The sequence below is a fragment of the Thermosulfuriphilus sp. genome (assembly GCF_054026695.1).
On sequence record NZ_JBPMLP010000048.1, the window covers coordinates 91964 to 112840 of the forward strand.

Below are 20877 nucleotides of genomic sequence, written 5' to 3' on the forward strand. Positions count from 1 at the left end.
CCCAGGCTTGTAAACCGCCCCCTAGCCTTTTAGGGCCTTGGCCACGGCCATCGAGAGCTCTTTGATACCTACCGGCTTATGAAGCCAAGCAACATCCTTGAGATCCTTTAAGAAGCGTTGGTCTTCTCCTAAAGGATAGCCACTTAAAAGAAGAACTCGGACATAGGAATTAAGGTCTTTAAGCCTTCTCAGGAGTTCAAGGCCGCTCATCTCCGGCATAACCATATCGGTGATCACCAGGGCAATCTCTGAAGCCCTTTCGGTATAGATCTCCAGGGCCTGGGCCCCTCCTCTGGCAGAGATCACCCGGTAACCTAAGGCCTCAAGACTGGAGCGCAGGGCCTCAAGGACCGAGTCCTCATCCTCAACCAGAAGGATAGTCTCCCCTTGACCAGAAACGAGGGAATCACTCTGGATGGCCCGAGGCCTCTGTTGGCCAGTTGTCTGGAGATAGATGGTCATTGTGGTCCCCTGGCCTGAGACCGTATGGACGGTGAGACAACCTCCGTGTTGTCTGACGATGCCTTCGACTTGGGGCAATCCGAGTCCGGTGCCCCGCCCTCGGTCTTTGGTGGTAAAGAAGGGCTCAAAAATATGAGGCAGAACTTCAGGAGGGATGCCACTTCCGGTATCTGAAACTGAGATAGCCACCCAATCTCCCGGGACCATATCATCACAGGGGAGGGATTCAGCAGAGGCAAAGGAGACCTTCGAGAGGCTCAAGGTGAGCTGGCCCCCTTCGGGCATGGCATCACGGGCATTTAAAGCCAGGTTAATCAAGGCCTGTTGGAGCTTAGTGGCGTCGGCCTCGACTAGATATTCACCAGGAGCGATTTCAAGTCTTAGGTCTATATTTTCAGGAATGGTTCGTTTAAGGAAAACGACCAGCTCTTTAAGAAAAGAGGAGACATCCAAGGTCTCAGTCTTTAAGACCGATTTCCGGCTGTAATCGAGGATCTGTCTGGTAAGCTCAGCTGCCCGTTGCCCTTGGGAGATGATCAGCTCCAGTTTTTTTCGGGCCATCGGTGAAATCTGAGGATCAAGGCTTAAGAGTTCGGCAAAGCTGATAATGCTAGTGAGAAGATTGTTGAAGTCGTGGGCAATACCGGCAGCCAACTGTCCCACCGCAGCCAGCTTCTCTTGGGCCAAGGCCCGGTCTCGCAACTGCCGCTCCCCGGTAATCTCCCTTATTACTACCACCCACCCGCTTAGCTGACTTCCGACTTTAAGAGGGCGGGTGGCCACCGTGAAGGCCCGAAATGATGGCTCCTGGATCTCAAGATCCCTGGGGGCCTCGCTCCTTAAAAACTCTTCAATAGGCACTCCGGCCAACCCTCTCAACTCCCCTTTGGAGGAGACCTCACCTAATAGGGCCAAATAATCCTGAGCCAGAGGATTGGCCACCTCGACCCTGAGGCCATCATCAAGGAGCAAGACCCCTTCGGGCACAGAGTCCATGATCCGTTGGATCTTATCCAGGAGTTGGCGGATCTCTTCTTCGGCCATCCGACGATGGGTGAGATCACGAGAGATGTGGACGATGTAACCCACCTGACCCTTTTCATCCTTTACCGGGAAGGAAGAAACCTCCACATAACGCTTCTCTCCCCCAGCCCCCCAGTGAATATGCTCAAAGATGGCTGGCTCCCCCGTCTCCAGGGTATAAAAGACCGGACATGGACACTCCGGCGGCTGGCAGGGCGAGTCCTTCTGATGGGTCAACTCATAACAGGGGCGCCCGATCACCTCCTCTCTCAAAAGACCTACCTCCTTCAGGAAGACTCGGTTGGCTTCAATGATTTTAAAGGTTCGGGGATCGATCAGACAGACGGCCTCGTTTATACTGTCAAGGATAAGATCACAGGCGGCCTCCTCCCTGACGGCAACCTCCTGACGCCGGCCGGCAATATATAAAAAGACAGCATAGACCCCAACGGCTAAAAGAACAATCAGATGCATCCAGAGCTCATGGAAACGGCTATCGGGAAGATGGAAAGGGCCTCTTTGATGAAAGAGGACCAAATCCACCAGGGCCCCGAAGGCCCAGATGGATCCTCCCAGGCAAAGGGCAAAAAAAAGCCTCTGCCAACGTCTGGCCTTGGTTCCCAAAACACCCTTGACCATACCCCCTCCAAGGGAGAAAGGCCCAGCAGGACCATAAATCATAAATTTCGTGTTTACTGAAACATAATCGGTTTAAATAGTTTTGGATATTAATACTTTCAGGTATCCTGCCAAGCAGATTTTTACCTGGACGGAGAAGGTAAAAAGATGATTTTGGTCAGGATTCTGGAGTTCAGTCCTTCTCAGGGGAGAGCTCGATCTCCTGGCAGGTCGATTTTCCGGCAGGCCATATAAAACTGGCCCCGAAGGCCCTGTATCCCGGAGCTGTAACCGTGAGTTTGACTTTTAGTCTTCCTTCAGGCCCGGGTATGATGGGGATGCCATGGTGGTTGCGCCATTTTTTCTTCTCCCCCGGGCCGGGGAAGAGGACAAAACAGCCATAGTCATCAGTTACTGTCTGGCAAATCCCTCCGGCCCAACGAAGGCAGACCCGGGCTCCGGCAATCGGATATTCATTCTGATCCACCACCCCGCCCTTAAAGAGGGTTGCTCCCTCAGGGAAAGGATAGAGCTCTGAAGGATAAAGGGTGATCTCAAGCGGGGCTCTAGGGCGGTCTTTTATCCGGAAATCCTTATCCCGAAAATAAGGGCTTCTGAAGGCCACTGTTACCGGAAAGGAAGGTATCTCAAAAAAGACTACCAAGCCATCTTCACAGCGGCCTTCAAGATGGCTGGCCTCCTTGATGAAGCAACGGAATGGAAGAGATGGTTTTTCTCCGGTAAAGGCATCCTTGACCCTGATTATTAAAGATGCACCCCTTTCTTTCATTTCCCCTCCCCGCCAATAAAAAAGTAATAATTAACTTAAAAATTAACGCAGAATAGCGATATAATTCACAATTGTTTGGCAAAAAACTAAAATAAATACTACCTAACTAACTGATATAGCTGTCTTCAGGCCTAAAAGTCAAGTCAACGGCTGATATCAGACATATTGAAACCAAGCTGCACAGGTTCCCTCGCTGGAGACCATACAAGGCCCCTGGGGTTTCTCAGGACGACACCCCCGACCAAAGAGAGGGCAGTCCGGTGGTTTTTTCCGACCGCAGAGGATTTCTCCGCAAAGACATCCCTTGGGTTCCTGACTCTGAGGAAGGGCGACATCGAGCTGGATCCAGGCGTCATAATCTTTATAAGCCGGACGCAACCTGAGGCCGCTGTCTTCAAGCTCTCCCAGGCCCCGCCAGAGGGCCGGAGCCTTTTCAAAGACCTCTTCAAGGAGCCTCAGGGCAGCCGGGTTGCCCTCGACAGGGACGGCCCGTCGATACTGGATCTCGACGCCAACCTGTCCTAGGTGGATCTGTCGGAGGACCAGCCATAGGCCTTCCATGATATCTAAGGCCTCAAAGCCGGTGATTACTGCCGGAAGGCCGAAGTCACGGGCGATAAACTCATAAGGTCTCCGACCAATAATGGCACTTACATGGCCAGGGAGGAGGAAGCCATCGATTTTTATCTTTCCGGAAGAAAGTAGGGCCTTTAAGGCCGGGGGAACTAGCCTATGGCTGGAAGCAACCAAAAAGTTTTTAAGGCCCCTTTTGCGGGCCTCAATGATGGTGGCCGCAACCGCTGGTGCTGTAGTCTCAAAGCCAACAGCGGCCAAAACAATCTTTTTCTCCGGAAACTGCTCCGCCAGATCAAGGGCCTCCATCGGAGAGTAGATAATCTTTACCTCTCCCCCCCGGGCTCGGGCCTCTTTAAGGGAACCCTCTGAGCCGGGGACCCTAAGAAGGTCACCGAAGGTGGCTACTACGGTGCCCTTGAGGCCTGAGGCGGCAACCAGAAAGTCTATCTCCCTGACGGGGGTGACACAGACCGGGCACCCTGGTCCGGAGAGAAGCTCTAGGCCTTCAGGGAAAAGGGTCCGGAGGCCAAAACGGAAAATATTTACCGTATGGGTTCCGCAGACTTCCATAACCCTCACCGGCCCGGAGAGAAGGTCTCTAAGGACGCAAGCCAAGCTATAGATTTTGTCTTTGGAATAAGGAGACATAGGCCACTTGTCCCAAAGAAATACCCCCGTCGTTTACAGGGATCTCTCCCGGAGCATAGGGGATAAGGCCCCGGGATTCAAGCTGACTCAAAAGCCCCTCAAGGAGGAGCTTGTTCTGAAAACAGCCTCCAGAGAGGAGAATCCGGATTACCTGAAACTGTCTAGAAAAAAAGACGGCCACCTCGGCCAAGGCGGCAATTACCGTGGAGACAAATCTTCCGGCAACAACCGGAACAGGAACTCCTTTAAGGCAATCAGCAACGATCTCTCTTATGGCGGGCCGCAGAGAGATTAGCCTCCGGTCTCCAGAATCTTTAAAGAGGTAAGAATAGGGTCTCTGGCCGGAAAGGGCAACGGATTCAAGCCTCAGGGCCGTCTGGGCCTCATAGAGGTTCTCGTTGCCCAGACCCAAAAAGGCGGCCACGGCCTCAAAAAGGCGGCCGGCGCTTGAAGTCGGTGGGCAATTAAGCCCTCTTTTAAGCATCTTTAAAACAAGAACTTTTTCCTTTGAAGGAAGGTACTGTGTAAAGGCCAAGGGAAGGTCATCCAGGTCTTCACCAAAAGTCCTCCAGAGACAGGCCAAAGCCATACGCCAGGGAGATCTTATAGCCGCCTCTCCCCCTGGCAGGGGGAGATATTCTAGATGGGCCAAGCGGCGGTATTCTCGGGACCCAATCCAGAATAGCTCTCCTCCCCAAATGGCCCCATCGTCTCCCAACCCAAGCCCATCGAGGACCAGGGCCAAAACAGGAGGCCTAAGATCACCTTCCACTAGGACGCTCAGAGCATGGGCCAGATGATGCTGAACCTTAAGGAGTTTGAGACCTTTCTGGCGACTGTATTCCTCGGCAAAGATGCTAGAGAGGTAATCGGGATGAAGATCGGAAACAACTATCTCAGGGGTCAGATCTAGGATCTTCAGGAGGTGTTGAAAGGTCTCCTTGAAGAAAGAAAGTCCTTTAGGACCTTCAAGATCACCAATATGTTGGCTGACAAAAACCTCCCCTTCCCGGCTTACGGCAAGGGTATTTTTGAGGAAAGGCCCCACAGCCAAGGTGGTCGGGATAGAAGCCGGAAGTTCAAATGGCTCTGGTGCGTATCCCCTGGCCCTTCTTATGAGCCTAGGGCGGCCGGCCATGACCCGAAGTACAGAATCATCAACCCTTACAGCAATCTCCCGGTCATGCAGAAGGAAGAAGTCGGCCACATCCGCCAAGCACTCGAAGGCCTCCTTGTTGGTTCGAGCAATGGGCTCTTGGCTTAAGTTGCCGCTGGTCATTACCAAATAGCAAAAGGGGGCCTCAAAGAGAAGATAATGGAGAGGAGTGTAGGGAAGCATGACCCCGATAATAGAGATTCCAGGGGCCACCGAAGGGGCTAAAGGGAAAGGATTCCTCTTTTTTAGGAGAACTATAGGCCTTCTGGGAGAAAGAAGGGCCCTTTCTTCTTCGGGGCAGATGACAGCCAGATTCCTGACCGAGGCCAGATCCTTGGCCATAACTGCCAGGGGTTTGGCCGGCCGGCGCTTCCTGGCCCGAAGCCGCCTTACAGCCCCTTCATCTTCGGCCAAGACCGCCAGCTGAAATCCTCCCAGCCCTTTAAGGGCGACTATCGCCCCTTCAGAGAGCCTGGCAACGATGAATCTGATAGGATCTTCGGTGGCCACTGGCCGACCATCTGGCTCCGTCACCCAAACTTTGGGCCCACAGACCGGGCAGGCGTTGGGTTCAGCATGGAAGCGCCGGTTGGCCGGATCAAGGTATTCCTGACGGCACTTCGAACAGAGCTCAAAAGGAGCCATAGTAGTCTGAGCCCGATCATAAGGCAGGTCAAGGATAACACTGTAACGAGGACCGCAATCGGTACAGTTGGTAAAGGGATAGCGATAACGTCGATCGTCCTTATTAAGAATCTCGGCCAAGCAGGCCTCACAGGTGGCCACATCTGCCGGGATATAGGTCCGACGGAGTCCAGGCTGGCTCTTGGCCACAAAAAATCCCTCTGGAGGACTACCCTCAAGGGGTTCGACCCTGATGGCCTTTATTCGGGCCAGAGGCGGAGCTTCATTCTTAAGGGCAGCCACAAAAGAAGGCAGATTCTTACCCCAGGCCTTGATCTCTACCCCAACTCCGGTATTAAGAACCCAGCCCTTAATAGCGTATCTTTGGGCCAACCGAAAGACAAAGGGGCGAAAACCCACCCCTTGAACCACCCCGGAGACCAAAATTCTCAAGGCTTCCATCTCCTCTTGAGGATATCCCATCCCCCTTCAGGGGACAAACACTTAAGCTCTTGTTTCTAGGCCTAGTTGGGATTAATTTCCGGAAGAACTATTTCAGATACGGAGGTGCCCTATGACTCCTCTTAGAGCTCAACGGCTCTTCATGGGAACTCTGCTCTTGGTTTCTCTTCTTCTTATCCACAATGGTTACAGCTGGGGAGAATACATCATCTGGTTTATGACCTTTATGCTGTATTTTTCGGGGATCACTGGATTTTGCCCTTCGGACGTGGTCTTTAAAAAAATCTTTGGCGGCGAGCTGAAACTCTGATCCTGAGGAGGGCTTGTGGCCAAACTAGTCCTTATCCGTCATGGCGAATCCCTCTGGAATAGAGCCAACCGTTTTACCGGCTGGGTGGATGTCCCCCTTTCAGAAAAGGGCCGCAAGGAGGCCCGAAAGGCTGGCCGTCTGATCCGGGGGATTGAGTTTGGGCGAGCCTATACCTCCCTTCTTATCCGGGCTATTGAGACCTTGTTGTTGGTCCTGGCTGAGGCTGGAGGGGGCAAGATCCCGATAATCAAACATCAGCAAGGACGGATGAAAGACTGGGGAGAGTATCAGGGAGACCACTCCCAGGAGATTTCCGTCTTTCAGGCCCTTGAGCTCAACGAACGTTATTACGGAAGGCTTCAGGGTCTGAACAAGACTGAAACAGCCGAAAAATATGGCCCGGAACAGGTCAGGCTCTGGCGTAGAAGCTATGATGTTCCTCCTCCGGGAGGAGAAAGCCTCAAGGAGACCGCTGGCCGGACCATCCCCTACCTTCAGAAGGAGATTCTTCCAGTCGTAAGGACAGGAGAAAACGTCTTAGTTGTCGCCCACGGAAACAGCCTGCGGAGTATCATTATGCATCTTGATGATCTTGGACCTGAGGAGGTCGTCCGCCTGGAGTTGGCCACGGGTGTCCCGGTAATCTATGAGATAGACTCTGACGGACAGATCAAGGCCAAGGAGGTCCTTAAGGCTTGAATGGGGCCATCCTCACCCTTTTTGCCGGAGGGGTTCTGCTTCTGGGTTATCTCTTCTACAGTCGCCTAGTCGCCCAATGGTTTGGCCTTCGAGAAGATGAGCCTACCCCGGCCCACCGTTTAGAAGACGGAATCGACTATGTTCCCGCCCCTCTGCCGGTGGTCTTTGGTCATCATTTTGCCTCCATTGCCGGAGCCGGCCCCATTATTGGCCCCATATTGGCCATCTCCTTCGGTTGGTTAGGGGTTTTTGCCTGGCTTGTCCTAGGAGTCATCTTTGCCGGAGGGGTCCACGATTTAGGAGCAATGATTGCCTCCCTTCGTCACCGGGGTCGTTCCATCGGAGAAATCATCAAGGCCTACATAGGCAGTCGGGCCTTCTTCCTCTTTCTCTCCTTTGCCTGGGCCACCTTGGTCCTGGTAATCGCTGCCTTTGTGGTCATTGTAGCCAAGACCTTTTCCGCCCGCCCCGAGGTAGCCAGTGCTTCTGTGCTTTTTCTCATCCTAGCGGTCATCTTTGGGGCGGCCCTCTACTGGCTGAGGCTCCCCCTCATACCAGCCACCCTGGTTGGGGTCTTCCTGCTTGCAGGGGCTATCTTTCTCTCCTTCCGTCTCCCCTTAGTCCTTTCCCAAAAGACCTGGCTCTATCTCCTTTTGGGTTACATTTTCATTGCAGCCACAACCCCTGTCCATCTTCTCCTCCAACCCCGAGATTATCTTAACTCCTTCCTCCTATACGGTCTTTTAGCCGGAGGGCTCATCGGGCTTGTGGTCAAACAGCCCCGGATAGAAATCCCTGCCTGGACGGGATTTAGCAATGAAATCGGCCCCTTTTTTCCCCTTCTTTTCGTCATAACTTCCTGTGGAGCCATCTCCGGCTTTCATTCCTTGGTGGCCTCGGGGACCACTGCCAAGCAGCTCTCCCAGGCCGGTCATGCCCGTCCAGTAGGCTATGGAGCCATGCTTCTAGAGACCGTTCTGGCCCTGGTTTCTCTTATGGCCGTGGCTGGTCTTTCTCTTGCGACCTACAAGGATCAATTGGCCACAATCGGTCCTATTGCCCTTTTTTCTCAAGGTGTGGGCCATTTTATGGCCGCCTTGGGGATTCCTTTTGTTTTAGGGCAATCTTTTGCTGGGCTGGCAGTCTCCGCCTTTGCCCTCACCTCTTTAGACACCGCCACCAGGGTAGCCCGGTTCACCCTGGAGGAGATGGTCGGCAGAGAGGCTGAGCTTATAGGCCCCTATAACCGCTTTTTGGCCACCACTATCACCGTAGCCAGCGCTGCCATTTTGGCCCTCTCTGGCAAATGGCGCACCATTTGGCCGATTATGGGAAGCGCCAATCAACTTCTGGCGGCCTTGGCCCTCCTGGCCCTTTTCGTATGGTTAGCCAGATCCAGACGACCCAAGGCCTTTGTTGGAATCCCGACGGTCTTTATGATTCTGGTGACCACCTCCTCGCTAGGGCTTCTTTTCTTCAAACAGTACAAGGCCGGCCATCTTCTCCTGGCCACAGTCAGCCTAGGGCTTCTGGTCTTGAGCCTGGTCCTGGTCTTAGAGGCCTCAAGGATCATAAAGATTTCATGGAAAGATTAGCCCAACTGGCCCGGAGACTGTCTCCAGACCCAGAGGCGGCCATGAGAGGCTGGGAAAGGCTGGTTTCGGCCCATCCCGATCTGCCTTGGAACGACCTCTTGGGACAAGAGAAGGTCCTCTCCAGCCTCCTCAGGCTCCTTGGGGCCTCAAACTATCTAACCAATGCCCTTGTCAACGATAAAAAGGCCCTCCAAGAGATATTCTTTGAGGGGCACCTCTTCCTCCCCAGCCTAGTAAGCCTGCGGAGAGAACTCTATCCACTGCCAGAAGACCGATCCGCCTTTGTCCGGCTTCTCAGAAAGGTCAAAAAAAGGGCCTTTGTCCGAGTGGCAGCCCTTGATCTTGGAGGTTTGGCCTTTGTCCGAATCGTCCGGAGCGTTACCGCTATTTACCAAGGCCTACTTGAAGCCGCTCTTGATTTTGCGGCCCGGCTGGTGGATCTTTCGTCTAAGGACTTGGTAGTTTTGGGAATGGGAAAGCTTGGGGCTCGAGAGCTAAATTACAGTTCTGATGTCGATCTTATCTTCCTGGCCAGCGGCACAAAGTCCCGGGCCAAGGTTATCCGCTTGGCCGAAACCTTTATCCAGCTCCTTTCGGCCTATATAGAAGGAGATATGGCCGCCCGGGTGGATATGCGCTTGCGGCCTGGCGGCAAAGATGGGGAGTTAGTCCACAGCCTTTCAGCGGCCCTGACGTACTATCGCTTTCAGGCCCGGGCCTGGGAGCACCTGGCCCTTATCAAGGCCCGCCCCGTTGCCGGAGACATGGAGGCCGGTCTCCATTTTTTAAGGGCCATTGAACCCACCGTCTTCAGGCGTTTTCTCGACTATACCTATCTAGAAGAAATTGCCCATCTTAAGGAGAAGATCATCCGGGAGACAGCCCAGAAAAAACTTCTCAGAGACATTAAGCTGGGCCCTGGAGGAATCCGAGAGATAGAATTCTTCGTCCAGGCTCTACAACTTATCTTTGGAGGCCGCCTGCCACAGATAAGAAGCCGAGATACCCTAAGAGGGCTAAAGCGTCTCTTTCGGACAGGTCTCATCCCTCAAGAGGCCCTGACGGACCTTTCCGAGGCCTATATATTTTTGCGAACCCTGGAGCACCGTCTCCAGATGACCCACTTCAACCAGACCCATCGACTCCCCGACCAGCCTCTGGCTCTAAGGAATCTGGCCCGCTCCATAGGCTTGGCTGATGAAGACCAGCTTAAGGAAGCTCTAGCCGAGATCCGCCGCCGCGTCGAAGGACATTTCAGGGCCCTGTTCCGTCCTACGGGTAAGACTACTTCCTCTCAGAGGCTTCGAGAGTTCCTCGATTCGGCCTTGGCCGGCGAACCTTTAGAGGAAGCAGCTGCCGAACTTGGGCTGTCCTCCACCGAGCCTCTGGCCTCACTGGTGGCCAAATTCAAGGGCCAAAGTCTCCTTAGCCAACGGAGGCGGGAGATCCTCTGGCCTGTGCTTGCAGAACTCATCCAGATGGCCATAAAGACCCCTCAGCCTGAAAGGGCCCTTGCCAATTTAGATACCTTTATTACCAGGGCCGGAGGACGCACCTCCCTCCTTTACCTCCTCAAGGACCGCCCGGATGTAGCCGAAAGGCTGATCTATGTCCTGGGAACAAGTCCCTTTCTCTCTGATCTCTTGCTTAAAGGCCCTATTCTGAGTGAGGCCTTGGTTTTAAGGATCGATCATCCAGGAGAGATCAAAAAAGAAGAGCTCTTTTATCAACTCCAAAGGGAAGACTACGGCGAGGCGGTGGCCAGTCTGAGACGTTTCAAGAATGAAGAGATCCTGGCCACCGGTTTCGCTGAACTAAACGGTCGTATTCAAGCCGTAGCCCAGAGGCTGGCCACTATTGCCGAGGTGGTCCTTAAGGGAGCCTATTTTCTCTCCCAGAGGGAGATCAAGCGCCGTATAGGCCGCCTTCCCCAGTCTATGGCCATCATGGCCTTAGGAAAACTTGGAGGCCGGGAGTTATCTTACCGTTCGGATCTGGACATCATCTTTCTTTACGAAGGGGGCCAAGAGGAGATGATTGTCTCTACCAAATTGGCCCAAAACCTCATCTCTGTTCTAACCATGCCCCTTGAAGAAGGGCCTGGGTATGAGGTCGATGTCCGGCTAAGGCCTGGGGGGAATAAGGGCCCTTTGGTGAGCGAGATTGAAGCCTTCTTGGAGTACCATCAAAGGGACTCAGATCTCTGGGAAAAACAAGCCCTCCTCCGATTGGCCTACCTTGAAGGGAATCAGGAATTGGGCCAGAGGGCCCTGGAGGCCGTGGGTCGGATCCTCACCAACCTGAAGATCGGTCGCAAGGAAGGGAAAAGGCTCCGGGAGATGCGGGAGCGGATAGAGAAGGAACGGTCCCGAGAAGAAAAAGGCCGCTTCAATCCTAAAGTTGGCTACGGAGCTCTGGCTGATATAGAATTCATTGTCCAGTGGCTCGGACTCCGTTTTGCCCCCCGCCTTGGAGGGCTCTTTCCTCCTAATACCCTTGAGGCCCTGAACGTCTTGGCCAGAGAGAAGATCCTGGCCCCGGAGACCGCTTGCACTTTAGGCCACAACTACCGCTTTTTGAGAAGGCTGGACCGACGGCTGGTCTTGTTCTATGACCGGAGGACCGAAGAGCGGGTTTATAGTGCCGAGGAGATCAGACAGGCTGAAGTCATTCTGGGACCTGGAAGTCTTGAAGAATACCTTAAGGTCCGAGAGATCAATCGACGCCTGTTCAATGAGATCCTCCCTTCGTAAGCCGCCAAAGTGTTAAGAGATTCTCAAGGGATGTCGATCAGAATTTAGGAATTACTCCTTGCCTTTAGAGATCAAGCTATGGCCAAGATAGACGCCTTCTTCAAGCTAATGGTCGATGCCGGAGCCTCAGACCTCCACTTGGTGGCCGGGGCAGTACCCCGGGTCAGGATCCATGGAGAGCTTCAGAAAATTAAGTACCCCCCTCTAGATAACGAAGAACTCAAGAGCATGCTCTATGAGATCGCCCCGGAGGATAAAATCAAGGTCTTTGAAGAGACCGGAGACGTTGACTTTGGTTACGAGATTCCCAAACTGGCTCGCTTCCGAGCCAATTATTTCCGTCAGAAAAATGGGGTCGGAGCGGTCTTCAGGCTCATCCCTTCAAGGATTCTTTCTGCCGATGAGCTGGGCCTTCCCTCCATCCTTACTAAACTGGCCTCCCTACCCAAAGGGCTGGTATTGGTTACCGGACCTACTGGTTCTGGTAAATCGACGACTCTGGCAGCCATAATTGACCACGCTAACAAGACCCGACGGGATCATATTCTGACCATCGAGGATCCCATCGAGTTTGTTCACGAATCCCAGAAATGTCTGGTCAACCACCGAGAAGTTGGTCTTCATACCAAAAGCTTTGCGGCCGCTCTCCGGGCTGCCCTTCGTGAGGATCCGGACATTATCATGGTCGGTGAGATGAGGGATCTAGAGACCATTGCCCTGGCCATTGAGGCGGCCATGACTGGTCACCTGGTCTTTGGAACCCTGCACACCATCAATGCCGCCAAAACAGTAGACCGAATCATTGAGATCTTCCCCCATCAGCAACAACCCCAGATCCGTTCCACTCTGGCCGATGCCTTAAGGGCCGTGGTCTCACAGACCATGTTCAAACGAGTGGATGTCCCTGGACGCTGTGTGGCCTTTGAGATTCTCATTGCCACTCCAGCGGTCAGGAATCTTATTCGGGAGGGTAAGACCTACCAGATACCCTCGGCTATCCAGACGGGGAGAAAATACGGAATGATCAGTCTTGATGACTCCATAATGGAACTTCTTAAGAAAGGCTGGATCAATCCCCAGGAGGCCCTGAACAAGGCGGTCGATAAGGCCCGTTTTCTCCCCTTCGTCAAAGGAGAGCTCACTGACTTTACGGAGGTCTAGGAGTGAGGGATCAGGATGTCGCCCATCTGATCGGCTATCTGGCCCGAGCCCGCGAGCGGGTTACAGATCTTAATTTTACCGTCGGCCGCCCCCTCCAGGTAGCTGCCGATGGCCGGCTCCACCCCGTCTTCTGGGACGAGGTCCCCATTGAAACACTTACCCCTTTCCAGACTGAGATCCTGGCTCTTTCTCTCATCCGGGGAAACGAACGGCTTCTCAAAGACTTGGTTACCACTGGCTCCTGTGATCTCTCCTATCGCTTGCCAGATGGCACCCGTTTCCGGATAAACATCTTCTCCCGTCAAGGATCATACAGCTTGGTGATGCGCAAGCTAGAGAGCCGGGTTCCAAGTATCAAAGAGCTTGATTTGCCTAAATGTTTTTATCAGATGGCCCGGGAGAAAAACGGGATCATCCTTTTCACTGGGGCCACAGGTACTGGTAAGACCACCTCTCTGGCGGCCATCCTGGACGCCATCAACGAGGAAGAAGCAGTCCATATCGTCACTCTAGAAGATCCGGTCGAATATGTTCATCAATCTAAAAAGGCTACCTTCAACCAGCGAGAGCTGGGCCTTGATTTCGATCACTTCGCCAGCGGCCTTAGGGCTGCTCTCCGTCAGGCACCTAACGTCATCCTGGTAGGGGAGATCCGTGATCGAGAAACCATGGAAATCGCCCTCACCGCTGCGGAGACTGGACACCTGGTCTTCTCCACCCTCCATACAGTAAATGCCGGGCACACTATCAATCGAATTCTTGGATTCTTCAACACCGAGGAGGAAAGACAGATCCGTTTCCGACTGGCCGATGCCTTAAGATGGATAGTTTGTCAGAAGCTTTTGCCCAAAGTAGGAGGAGGACGGGTAGCTATATTTGAAATCCTTTACAACAATCTCCGGGCCAAAGAGGCCATCCTTTTAGGAGAAGACGAAGGACGGACATTTTACCACATCATCCACGAAGGTAGCCCGTACGGGATGCAGACCTTTGATCAACACATCCTCCAGCTCTTCAAAGAAGGGCTGATCACCGAAGAGACCGCCCTAGCCTACTGTACCAGACGGGATCTTGTGGGCCGAGGTATAGATCTTATCAAAAGTGCTCGAGGCGAAAAAACCAGCGAAATGGAGTTGTCCCTTGACCTTGAAGGAGACCTCAAATAACCAAGAAGGACGGGAATTCCGTTGCCCGAGTTGCGGGGGGCGTTTCAGGCTCAAGGGCCAGACGGCCTTGGCCCGAAGCATCCCCTGCCCCAAATGCAAGGTCCCCCTTCAACCCCTCAACCGGGCCCCGGAGATCCCCAAGAAACCATCCTCTGGGGACGAGGATGAACTCTTTGATTGGCCCCGAGGACCAGCGGCCATCATCTATTGGGGATTCAATGACCCCAAGGATCCGGTTATCCGAATCCTTAGGGCCAGAGGGTTAGAGATCGTCGAGGTTGGCGACAAGAATCATTTCTTAAGGGCCCTGCGCTACACCCAGCCTGAGGCAGTCATTTTGGCCTTTGGGCCAGAAGACACCAAGGGAATCGAGATCTGGCAGAGCCTCTCCCAGCTTTCGACTCAGGAGCGTCGCCGTTTCTTCTCAGCCCTTATTGGGCCTTATAAAACCCTTGATGATCTGGAAGCCTTCCGGCTTTCGGTGGATCTGACGATAAATCCTCGGGATATTCCTCATCTGGCTGATGTTCTCTCCCGAGCCTGGCAGGAACGAGAGCGCCTTTACCGCAAATTCCTCGAACTTCTTGATCGCTTGCCAGCTCTGGCCTCTTTGGGCTAAATAGAGGCATGGATTTAAATCGACGCCAATTCTTAATGGCCGCCCTGGCTATCTCTAGCCTGGGGGCAACAAGAGGCCTCAGGGCTGAAGAATTCGCTAGCCTTGTCGGGCGGGTAAAAGGATTCTCGGCCACCCAGATCAAAACCCATCTCGCCTATCTCAGACTCCAAGAAGAAAAACTCTCGGAGGTGGAAGGCTACCTCAACGAGGTAGATCTTTCCCGAGTCAATTCCCTCTATAGCGACTATCGCTCCTTGATCAGGGCCTACAGCGAGTTGATCACTTCTGTCCACTGGCATAGGCTTTATTTCCAAGGGCTTTCCTTGGGTCACGAAAGCCCCCGCCCTAAAATCTCAGCGGCCATCAAAAAAACATTTGGTTCCTTTGAACGCTGGAAGATCCACTTCTACTCCCTCTGCCAGGCGGCCCGGGCCTGGGCGATAGTGGCCAAGGATCAGTCTGGAAGGATCCATCACTTCTGCCTTGACAGCGAATCAGAAGGGCTCTGCCCCGAGTATCAACCTCTCATAGTTGTCGATACCGCTGATCATGCCTATTTATTTGATTTTGGAAACGACCGGGCAGCCTATGCCGAGGCTATCATCGAGGCCCTGGCTTGGTCTGTCGTCGAGAAACGATTTCTGGCCACAGGAGGGAGGAACGACTGATGAAAGTCAGCAAAGCGGTAATACCTGTCGCTGGGCTAGGCACGCGTTTCCTGCCAGCCACCAAGGCCATCCCCAAAGAGATGCTCACCATTGTTGATCGCCCCACCATTCAATATATTGTCGAAGAGGTAGTTGCTTCTGGGATAAGAGACATCATTCTCATTACCGCCTCCCACAAGTCAGCCATCGAGGATCACTTTGACTATTCCTACGAACTTGAGGCCTACCTTACAGAGAAGAAAAAATGGGATCTTCTTGAAGAGGTCAAAAGGGTCTCCCAACTCATTGAACATATTATTGCCGTCCGCCAGAAAAAGCCCCTAGGCCTAGGGCACGCGGTGCTTATGGCCAAAAATGTTGTTGGTAATCAACCCTTTGCCGTTCTTTTAGGAGACGATCTTGTCGATGCCGAAGAGCCCTGCACCCTTCAGATGCTCAAGGTTTACCAGCGGTATCAGGCCCCTGTAATTGCGGTAAGCCCGGTCCCTGAGGACCAAGTCCACCGCTACGGCATTGTTGAGGGAGAAGAGGTTGAGCCTGGGGTCTTCCGGATCAAGCGAATGATCGAAAAACCTGCTCCCGGAACGGTTGATTCCAATCTAGCCATCATCGGCCGCTATATTCTTGTCCCTGAAATTTTCACCCTCCTAGAAAAGACCCCCCCTGGCCACGGTGGAGAGATTCAACTGACCGATGCCTTGGCTGCTCTGGCCAGAGAGAGACCCTTTTATGCCTATTGCTTCAAAGGAAGGCGCTATGACGCCGGAGACAAGTTTGGCTACCTTGAGGCCACCCTAGCCTTTGGCCTCAAACATCCCGAACTAGGCCCCCGGCTAGCTGCCTACCTCAAGGAGTTGGCCAAGACCTTATAGAGCCTTAAGACTTGTTTGCCGAGATCATCTTTCCCGTCTCAGGAAAGATCCGAAAGGCCCTCCTTGAGGGCCGAGTCCCTTTAGGGGCCAGAGTCCTGGCCCCTAAAGGGAGGGGCTACCAGGTGGGCATTGTCTTCAAAGAGCTCCTTGAGGCCGAAGATCTCCTTCCCGGGGATCCTCCCCTGCCCATCCTTGATGATCGGCCCATCATTCCCTCGGGGCTTTGGTCCTTTCTTAAATGGGTTTCTTGGTATTATCAGGCCCCCTTGACCAAGGTAATCAAAACGGCTCTCCCCAGCCCTCTTCTTAGGGCCCCTTCGGCCAAGGTGGCTCTTAGTGAAGAGGGGAAGGCCCTTCTGCCTGAGGGTCTGCCCCTGGTAGTTGGCCTTAAGCGGGCCGGCAAACGGGGGCTCTCACTGGAGACGATTAAGAGAAACTATGGAGAAGAGAGCCTCAAATTGACCAAAGAATGGCTCAAGAAGGGACTCCTTCAGGAGGTGATCAAAAAGCCCTCAAGGTCCTCCTCGGCTCTTAGTATCCTGGAGCCAGAAGATCTTAATCGGGTTAAAATCACCCCCTCCAAGAGTCAGAAGACGGCCCTTGAGGCTATTGTCAAGGGTTTAAAAAAGGGCTACCAACCCTTTCTCCTTCATGGGATCACTGGAAGCGGCAAGACCTGGATATACATCGAGGCTGCCAGAGAGGTCTTGGCTCAAGGAAAAAAGGTCCTTGTTTTGGTGCCGGAGATTGCCCTGATCGGGGCTATAGAGGCTGCTTTTGTGGCCGAATTCGGCCAAGATGTAGCTCTTCTCCACAGCTTCCTACCTCCAAAGGAACGATCTGAATCCTGGATAAAGGCCGCCCAAGGTGGCTATCCGATCATAATCGGAGCTCGCTCGGCCATCTTTGCCCCTCTTGAGGACATTGGTCTAATCATCATCGATGAGGAGCATGACCCCTCATACAAGCAGGAAGAAGGCCTTCGCTATCAGGCCCGAGATCTGGCCCTGGCTAGAGGCAAGCTGACCAAAGCCGGTGTTATCCTGGGATCGGCCACTCCTTCTATTAAGAGCTATTATTTGGCTCGGAAGGGAAGGCTTCGCCTTTTGAGCCTCAAAGAGCGCCCCAGCGGATCTCGTCTCCCTAGGGTTCATTTGATCGATCTCACTCGGGTAAAAAAGGTCGGCTATCTCATCTCTAGTCCCCTTATTGAGGCCATAGAAAAGAGGCTAAAACTCCAGGAACAGGTAATCCTTTTTATAAACCGGCGTGGCTTTGCCACTCTTGTGGCCTGTCAGCGGTGCGGCTACCAGTTCCGTTGTCTAAACTGTTCGGTAGCTCTAACCTACCATAAAGAGGAAGGAGTGCTCCGTTGCCATTACTGTGGTCTGGCCCTGAAGGCCCTCCCCCAGTGTCCGGCTTGTGGCCAGGGAAGGCTAGAGATTCTCGGGTTGGGCACAGAACGGGTGGTCGAGGAGATAAGGCGGCTTCTTCCTCAAGCTAGGGTGGAGCGGCTTGACCGTGATCTGGCCCGGAACCCGCGCCGTTTGCAAACGGTCCTAAAGGCCTTTGGTCAGAGGGAAGTCGACATTTTGGTAGGCACCCAGATGATCAGCAAGGGGCACCATTTTCCAGGAGTAACCCTGGTGGGGGTCATTCTGGCCGATCTTTCCCTCAATTTTCCGGATTTCAAGGCCCCAGAGAAGACCTTCCAGCTCTTGGTCCAGGTAGCTGGAAGGTCCGGCCGGGCCAGCACCGGCGAGGTGATCATCCAGAGTTTCAACCCGGGCCACTATAGCCTTCGTTACGCCCTAAGACATGACTATCAGGGCTTCTATGAGACCGAAATCAGCCTTCGGGAAGAGCTAAACTGGCCGCCGTTTTCCCGTCTGGCCAGTCTGATATGGGAGAGCACCTCAGCTGAGGCTGGGGAGAAGGTCGCCAGGGCCTTAGAGGCCTTAAGCTCCCAGGTGCCTCCAGAAGTGGAGATCCTGGGGCCAGCAGCTACCAGTCGTCCTCGCCTCAAAGGCCGGTGGCGTTGGCAGGTAATTCTAAAGGCCGCTTCGGTGGTAGCCCTCCACCAAGGCCTGGCCAAGGCCCAGGAACTGGCCCGCAAGGCTGGCCGCGGGCATCCCCTACGGTTGATTGTCGACATTGATCCCGAGGATTCCTAAGCCCCGTCTTTGGGGGTGAGTCTGGTGAGCAGGATCTCAAAGACCTCGTCTTCGGCCTTAAGACGCCGCCGACTCATGGCCAGATCGTATTCGATCTCGGCCTTAGCCAAAAAGGGCCCCAGAGTCCGAAGCCTCTCAGAAGAATGCGAAAGATATATAGTGCCGCCAGGTTTGAGGAATCGTCGGAAGAGGGTCAAGAGGGCTTCATATATTCGGGAGGAGTAAACCACTTCTGCCCCAACAATCAGGTCAAACTGCCCCATATCTTGGGGCGAAGACCAGTCCATCCGAGCGACTTCCACCTCTAGATTGTTGACAGCTGCTGTAACCCTCACAAAATCAAGGGGCTCTTCCTCCCCATCGGTAATGGTTACTTGATGGCCAGAAGCAGCAGCAAAAAGACCCGCCACCCCTAGCCCGGCTCCTATCTCAAGGATCCGCTTCGGGGGAGAGGCCTCGATAGAGGCCAAAAAATCGGCTAGAACCACTGCCCCTTCCCAGATTTTGACCCAGAAAGGAAAATTAGAGACCTCGGTGAGAACATCCCTTTGTTCAAGAAGGGGCTCTAAGTTGCCCAGCCGGAGAAACTGGATAGACCTACCCCGCACGGCAATGGGCTCAAACTCCAACTCATACCTCTGAGACAAACGTTCATAAATGGGTTTAACCTCTTCGGGAATGTTGATTTCAGTCATCTTTTCCTCCGATGATATCCTGGCTTGGCCATTAATCTAACCCGAACCTCTTTTTTCTTCTTACCTCGAAAAAAGGCCACCTTAACCACCTGACCCGGCTTTTTCTTGGAGATAATCCTTTCCAGCTCAGCCGCCGAGGCCACAGGTTGGCCGTCAAGGGCATAGATTATGTCCCCCCCTACAGACACAATCGTATTACCAAAAAGTACTTCCTCTTTACCCCCCTTGAGACCGGCCCGAGCAGCAGGACTATCGGGTAAGACCTTGAAGACCACCGCCCCTTTTTCAACCGGAAGCCCCTGGGCCCTGGCGAAGGCCGGCACCAGATCCTGTGCGACCACCCCGAACCAGGCCCGCTCAATATAGCCCTTTTCCAAAAGCTCCGGGAACACCGTCCGAATCTCCCGGACATCCACGGCCAGACCGATCCCGGCCCTTTGGGCCTCAGGGAAAAGACAAGTAGCCATGCCCAGAAGCCTTCCCTTTCTGTCAACCACCGCCCCTCCGCAGAAGCCAGGCGGCACCGGGGTCGAAAGTTCGATAACTCCCTTCAGGGAAATATCCTCCCAGACTATCTCTCGTCGGAGATCCCGCACCTGAGCCCCGCCAACAGCCAGGCCCCGCCCCCAGGGATTGCCCCAATAAAAGATCCACTCCCCTCGGCGGGGGACCTTTGGAGAAGAGATTGCCGGGGACAGACGCTCAGCCGGGGCGTTTATCCCCAGAAGGGCGACATCGGTCTCTGGATCGTAGCCAATGACCCGGGCCGGCCACTTGGATCCATCTGGCAAGGTAACCTCTAGAAAGCGGCTCTCCTGGATAAGATGGTAGCTGGTAACGATATGTCCCCGGCGGTCCCAGATGATGCCTGAACCCTCACTCATTGGAGGTATCGGAGCCAAAAGGGCCTCGGGACGCAGAGGGGAGGTACTGAGATGAACCACATAAAAACCGCCCTGCCCCCCACGGGCCTCAACCGGAGAGAAGATCAATAGAATCATCACCAGGGCCGCCAAAGCCAGACGATAGAAGGCAAAGGGGTAAAAGGTATGTCGAACCAGAAAGCGAAGCAGCCAAGCAATTACTAGAAGCCCGGAAAAAAAGGCGGCCAGAAATCCCCATAAAAAAGAAAGATCAAAGCTCTCAAGCCCTCCTTCGTGGATAAGCCCCAAGGATTCATAAAGACCGGCCCCTCCGATAATGGGAGCTGAAAGGAGAAAAGAAAACTTGGCCGCCGCCGGCCTTGCAAATCCCAGAAAAAGGGCCGCCGTCATGGTAATACCGCTTCGGGAGACCCCAGGGACAATGGCCAAGGCCTGGGCCAGACCGATGATCAGGGCCTCCCTCAAGCCGATCTCCTCAAAGCCTCGATGATGGTTGCTAAGGCGTTCGGCTAAGATGAGCAAAAGGGCCACAGAAGAAAGAGAAAAGGCTATCACCTGGGGACGTCGGAGACTATCCTCAACCACATCCCCCAAAAGGGCCCCGGCCAGGGCTCCAGGGATGGTGGCCAAGACAATAAAAAGAAGAAGGCGCTTTTGAGACCTGTCCTGAGGATTAAGCATGGCCAGCCACTCCCGCCAAAAATAGATAAGGATGGCCACCAAGGTCCCTAAATGCAGGAAGACATCGAAGGTGAGCCCCCCGCCTTCGATCTGAAAAAAATATTCTGCCAAGGCCAGATGCCCGGAGCTTGAAATCGGCAGAAATTCCGTTATCCCTTGGACAATTCCTAAAAAGATAGCTTCGAAATGGGTCATTATCCGGTCCCTCTTTCTCTGGAGGCCAATACTATCATTGCCACCT

At 53.7% G+C, this 20877-nt stretch carries 16 protein-coding genes; 10 read left to right on the plus strand and 6 right to left on the minus strand.

Going from position 1 to position 20877, the window contains the following annotated elements:
- Positions 1-21: 21 nt before the first annotated feature.
- From ACXJJX_RS08600 to hypF, 4 genes are all read right to left on the minus strand, one after another.
- The gene (locus ACXJJX_RS08600; RefSeq protein WP_456434185.1) at positions 22-2124 is read right to left on the minus strand and encodes a PAS domain-containing hybrid sensor histidine kinase/response regulator; all 2103 of its coding nucleotides are present in this window, start codon (positions 2122-2124) and stop codon (positions 22-24) included.
- A gap of 172 nt (positions 2125-2296) precedes the next feature.
- Positions 2297-2893: a hypothetical protein gene (locus ACXJJX_RS08605; RefSeq protein ID WP_456434186.1), complete on the minus strand. Its 597-nt coding sequence runs from the start codon at positions 2891-2893 to the stop codon at positions 2297-2299.
- Between the two features lie 156 nt (positions 2894-3049).
- Positions 3050-4117 carry a hydrogenase formation protein HypD gene (gene hypD, locus ACXJJX_RS08610; RefSeq protein WP_456434187.1) on the minus strand — a complete coding sequence of 356 codons (1068 nt, stop codon included), beginning with the start codon at positions 4115-4117 and terminating at the stop codon, positions 3050-3052.
- Entirely contained in the window at positions 4086-6380 is a 2295-nt protein-coding gene (gene hypF / locus ACXJJX_RS08615) for a carbamoyltransferase HypF (RefSeq protein WP_456434188.1), read from the minus strand. Before hypF ends, hypD begins: the two co-directional genes overlap by 32 nt.
- 91 nt (positions 6381-6471) lie before the next feature.
- Between hypF and ACXJJX_RS08620 the strand changes: the two genes are divergently transcribed.
- The 10 genes from ACXJJX_RS08620 (at position 6472) to priA (ending at position 18376) form a co-directional block, all read left to right on the plus strand.
- A complete protein-coding gene (locus ACXJJX_RS08620) occupies positions 6472-6669 on the plus strand; it encodes a YgaP-like transmembrane domain (RefSeq protein ID WP_456434189.1) in 198 nt (65 codons plus the stop codon).
- Between the two features lie 15 nt (positions 6670-6684).
- On the plus strand, positions 6685-7368 hold the full coding sequence (locus ACXJJX_RS08625; protein WP_456434190.1) for a 2,3-bisphosphoglycerate-dependent phosphoglycerate mutase: 684 nt from the start codon (positions 6685-6687) through the stop codon (positions 7366-7368).
- Positions 7365-8963, plus strand: coding sequence for a carbon starvation CstA family protein (locus tag ACXJJX_RS08630; RefSeq protein WP_456434191.1), 1599 nt, complete (start codon positions 7365-7367; stop codon positions 8961-8963). Before ACXJJX_RS08625 ends, ACXJJX_RS08630 begins: the two co-directional genes overlap by 4 nt.
- On the plus strand, positions 8951-11716 hold the full coding sequence (gene glnE / locus ACXJJX_RS08635) for a bifunctional [glutamate--ammonia ligase]-adenylyl-L-tyrosine phosphorylase/[glutamate--ammonia-ligase] adenylyltransferase (RefSeq protein ID WP_456434192.1): 2766 nt from the start codon (positions 8951-8953) through the stop codon (positions 11714-11716). The genes ACXJJX_RS08630 and glnE overlap by 13 nt, the downstream gene beginning before the upstream one ends.
- Before the next feature lie 78 nt (positions 11717-11794).
- Positions 11795-12877 (plus strand): type IV pilus twitching motility protein PilT, encoded by a 1083-nt coding sequence (locus ACXJJX_RS08640; protein ID WP_456434193.1) that lies wholly within the window; start codon positions 11795-11797, stop codon positions 12875-12877.
- Between the two features lie 2 nt (positions 12878-12879).
- Positions 12880-14043, plus strand: a complete 1164-nt coding sequence (locus ACXJJX_RS08645; protein WP_456434194.1) for a type IV pilus twitching motility protein PilT — start codon at positions 12880-12882, stop codon at positions 14041-14043.
- Entirely contained in the window at positions 14018-14662 is a 645-nt protein-coding gene (locus tag ACXJJX_RS08650) for a hypothetical protein (protein ID WP_456434195.1), read from the plus strand. Before ACXJJX_RS08645 ends, ACXJJX_RS08650 begins: the two co-directional genes overlap by 26 nt.
- An 8-nt stretch (positions 14663-14670) precedes the next feature.
- Positions 14671-15330: a Fe-Mn family superoxide dismutase gene (locus ACXJJX_RS08655; RefSeq protein ID WP_456434196.1), complete on the plus strand. Its 660-nt coding sequence runs from the start codon at positions 14671-14673 to the stop codon at positions 15328-15330.
- A complete protein-coding gene (gene galU, locus ACXJJX_RS08660) occupies positions 15330-16202 on the plus strand; it encodes a UTP--glucose-1-phosphate uridylyltransferase GalU (RefSeq protein WP_456434197.1) in 873 nt (290 codons plus the stop codon). Before ACXJJX_RS08655 ends, galU begins: the two co-directional genes overlap by 1 nt.
- A gap of 11 nt (positions 16203-16213) precedes the next feature.
- Complete coding sequence (priA, locus tag ACXJJX_RS08665) at positions 16214-18376, plus strand: replication restart helicase PriA (protein ID WP_456434198.1); 2163 nt, start codon at positions 16214-16216, stop codon at positions 18374-18376.
- Here the strand turns inward: priA and ACXJJX_RS08670 are convergent.
- Both ACXJJX_RS08670 and uppP read right to left on the minus strand, forming a co-directional pair.
- Positions 18373-19071: a class I SAM-dependent methyltransferase gene (locus tag ACXJJX_RS08670; protein ID WP_456434199.1), complete on the minus strand. Its 699-nt coding sequence runs from the start codon at positions 19069-19071 to the stop codon at positions 18373-18375. The genes priA and ACXJJX_RS08670 overlap by 4 nt on opposite strands.
- Positions 19068-20831 carry an undecaprenyl-diphosphatase UppP gene (gene uppP, locus ACXJJX_RS08675; RefSeq protein WP_456434200.1) on the minus strand — a complete coding sequence of 588 codons (1764 nt, stop codon included), beginning with the start codon at positions 20829-20831 and terminating at the stop codon, positions 19068-19070. Before uppP ends, ACXJJX_RS08670 begins: the two co-directional genes overlap by 4 nt.
- Between the last annotated feature and the right edge of the window lie 46 nt (positions 20832-20877).

Coding starts and splice junctions, on each gene's coding strand:
- ACXJJX_RS08600 (WP_456434185.1), bottom strand. CDS start 2,124: ATGGTCAAGGGTGTTTTGGGAACCAAGGCCAGACGTTGGCAGAGGCTT.
- ACXJJX_RS08605 (WP_456434186.1), bottom strand. CDS start 2,893: ATGAAAGAAAGGGGTGCATCTTTAATAATCAGGGTCAAGGATGCCTTT.
- hypD (WP_456434187.1), bottom strand. CDS start 4,117: ATGTCTCCTTATTCCAAAGACAAAATCTATAGCTTGGCTTGCGTCCTT.
- hypF (WP_456434188.1), bottom strand. CDS start 6,380: ATGGGATATCCTCAAGAGGAGATGGAAGCCTTGAGAATTTTGGTCTCC.
- ACXJJX_RS08620 (WP_456434189.1), top strand. CDS start 6,472: ATGACTCCTCTTAGAGCTCAACGGCTCTTCATGGGAACTCTGCTCTTG.
- glnE (WP_456434192.1), top strand. CDS start 8,951: ATGGAAAGATTAGCCCAACTGGCCCGGAGACTGTCTCCAGACCCAGAG.
- ACXJJX_RS08640 (WP_456434193.1), top strand. CDS start 11,795: ATGGCCAAGATAGACGCCTTCTTCAAGCTAATGGTCGATGCCGGAGCC.
- ACXJJX_RS08655 (WP_456434196.1), top strand. CDS start 14,671: ATGGATTTAAATCGACGCCAATTCTTAATGGCCGCCCTGGCTATCTCT.
- galU (WP_456434197.1), top strand. CDS start 15,330: ATGAAAGTCAGCAAAGCGGTAATACCTGTCGCTGGGCTAGGCACGCGT.
- ACXJJX_RS08670 (WP_456434199.1), bottom strand. CDS start 19,071: ATGACTGAAATCAACATTCCCGAAGAGGTTAAACCCATTTATGAACGT.
- uppP (WP_456434200.1), bottom strand. CDS start 20,831: ATGACCCATTTCGAAGCTATCTTTTTAGGAATTGTCCAAGGGATAACG.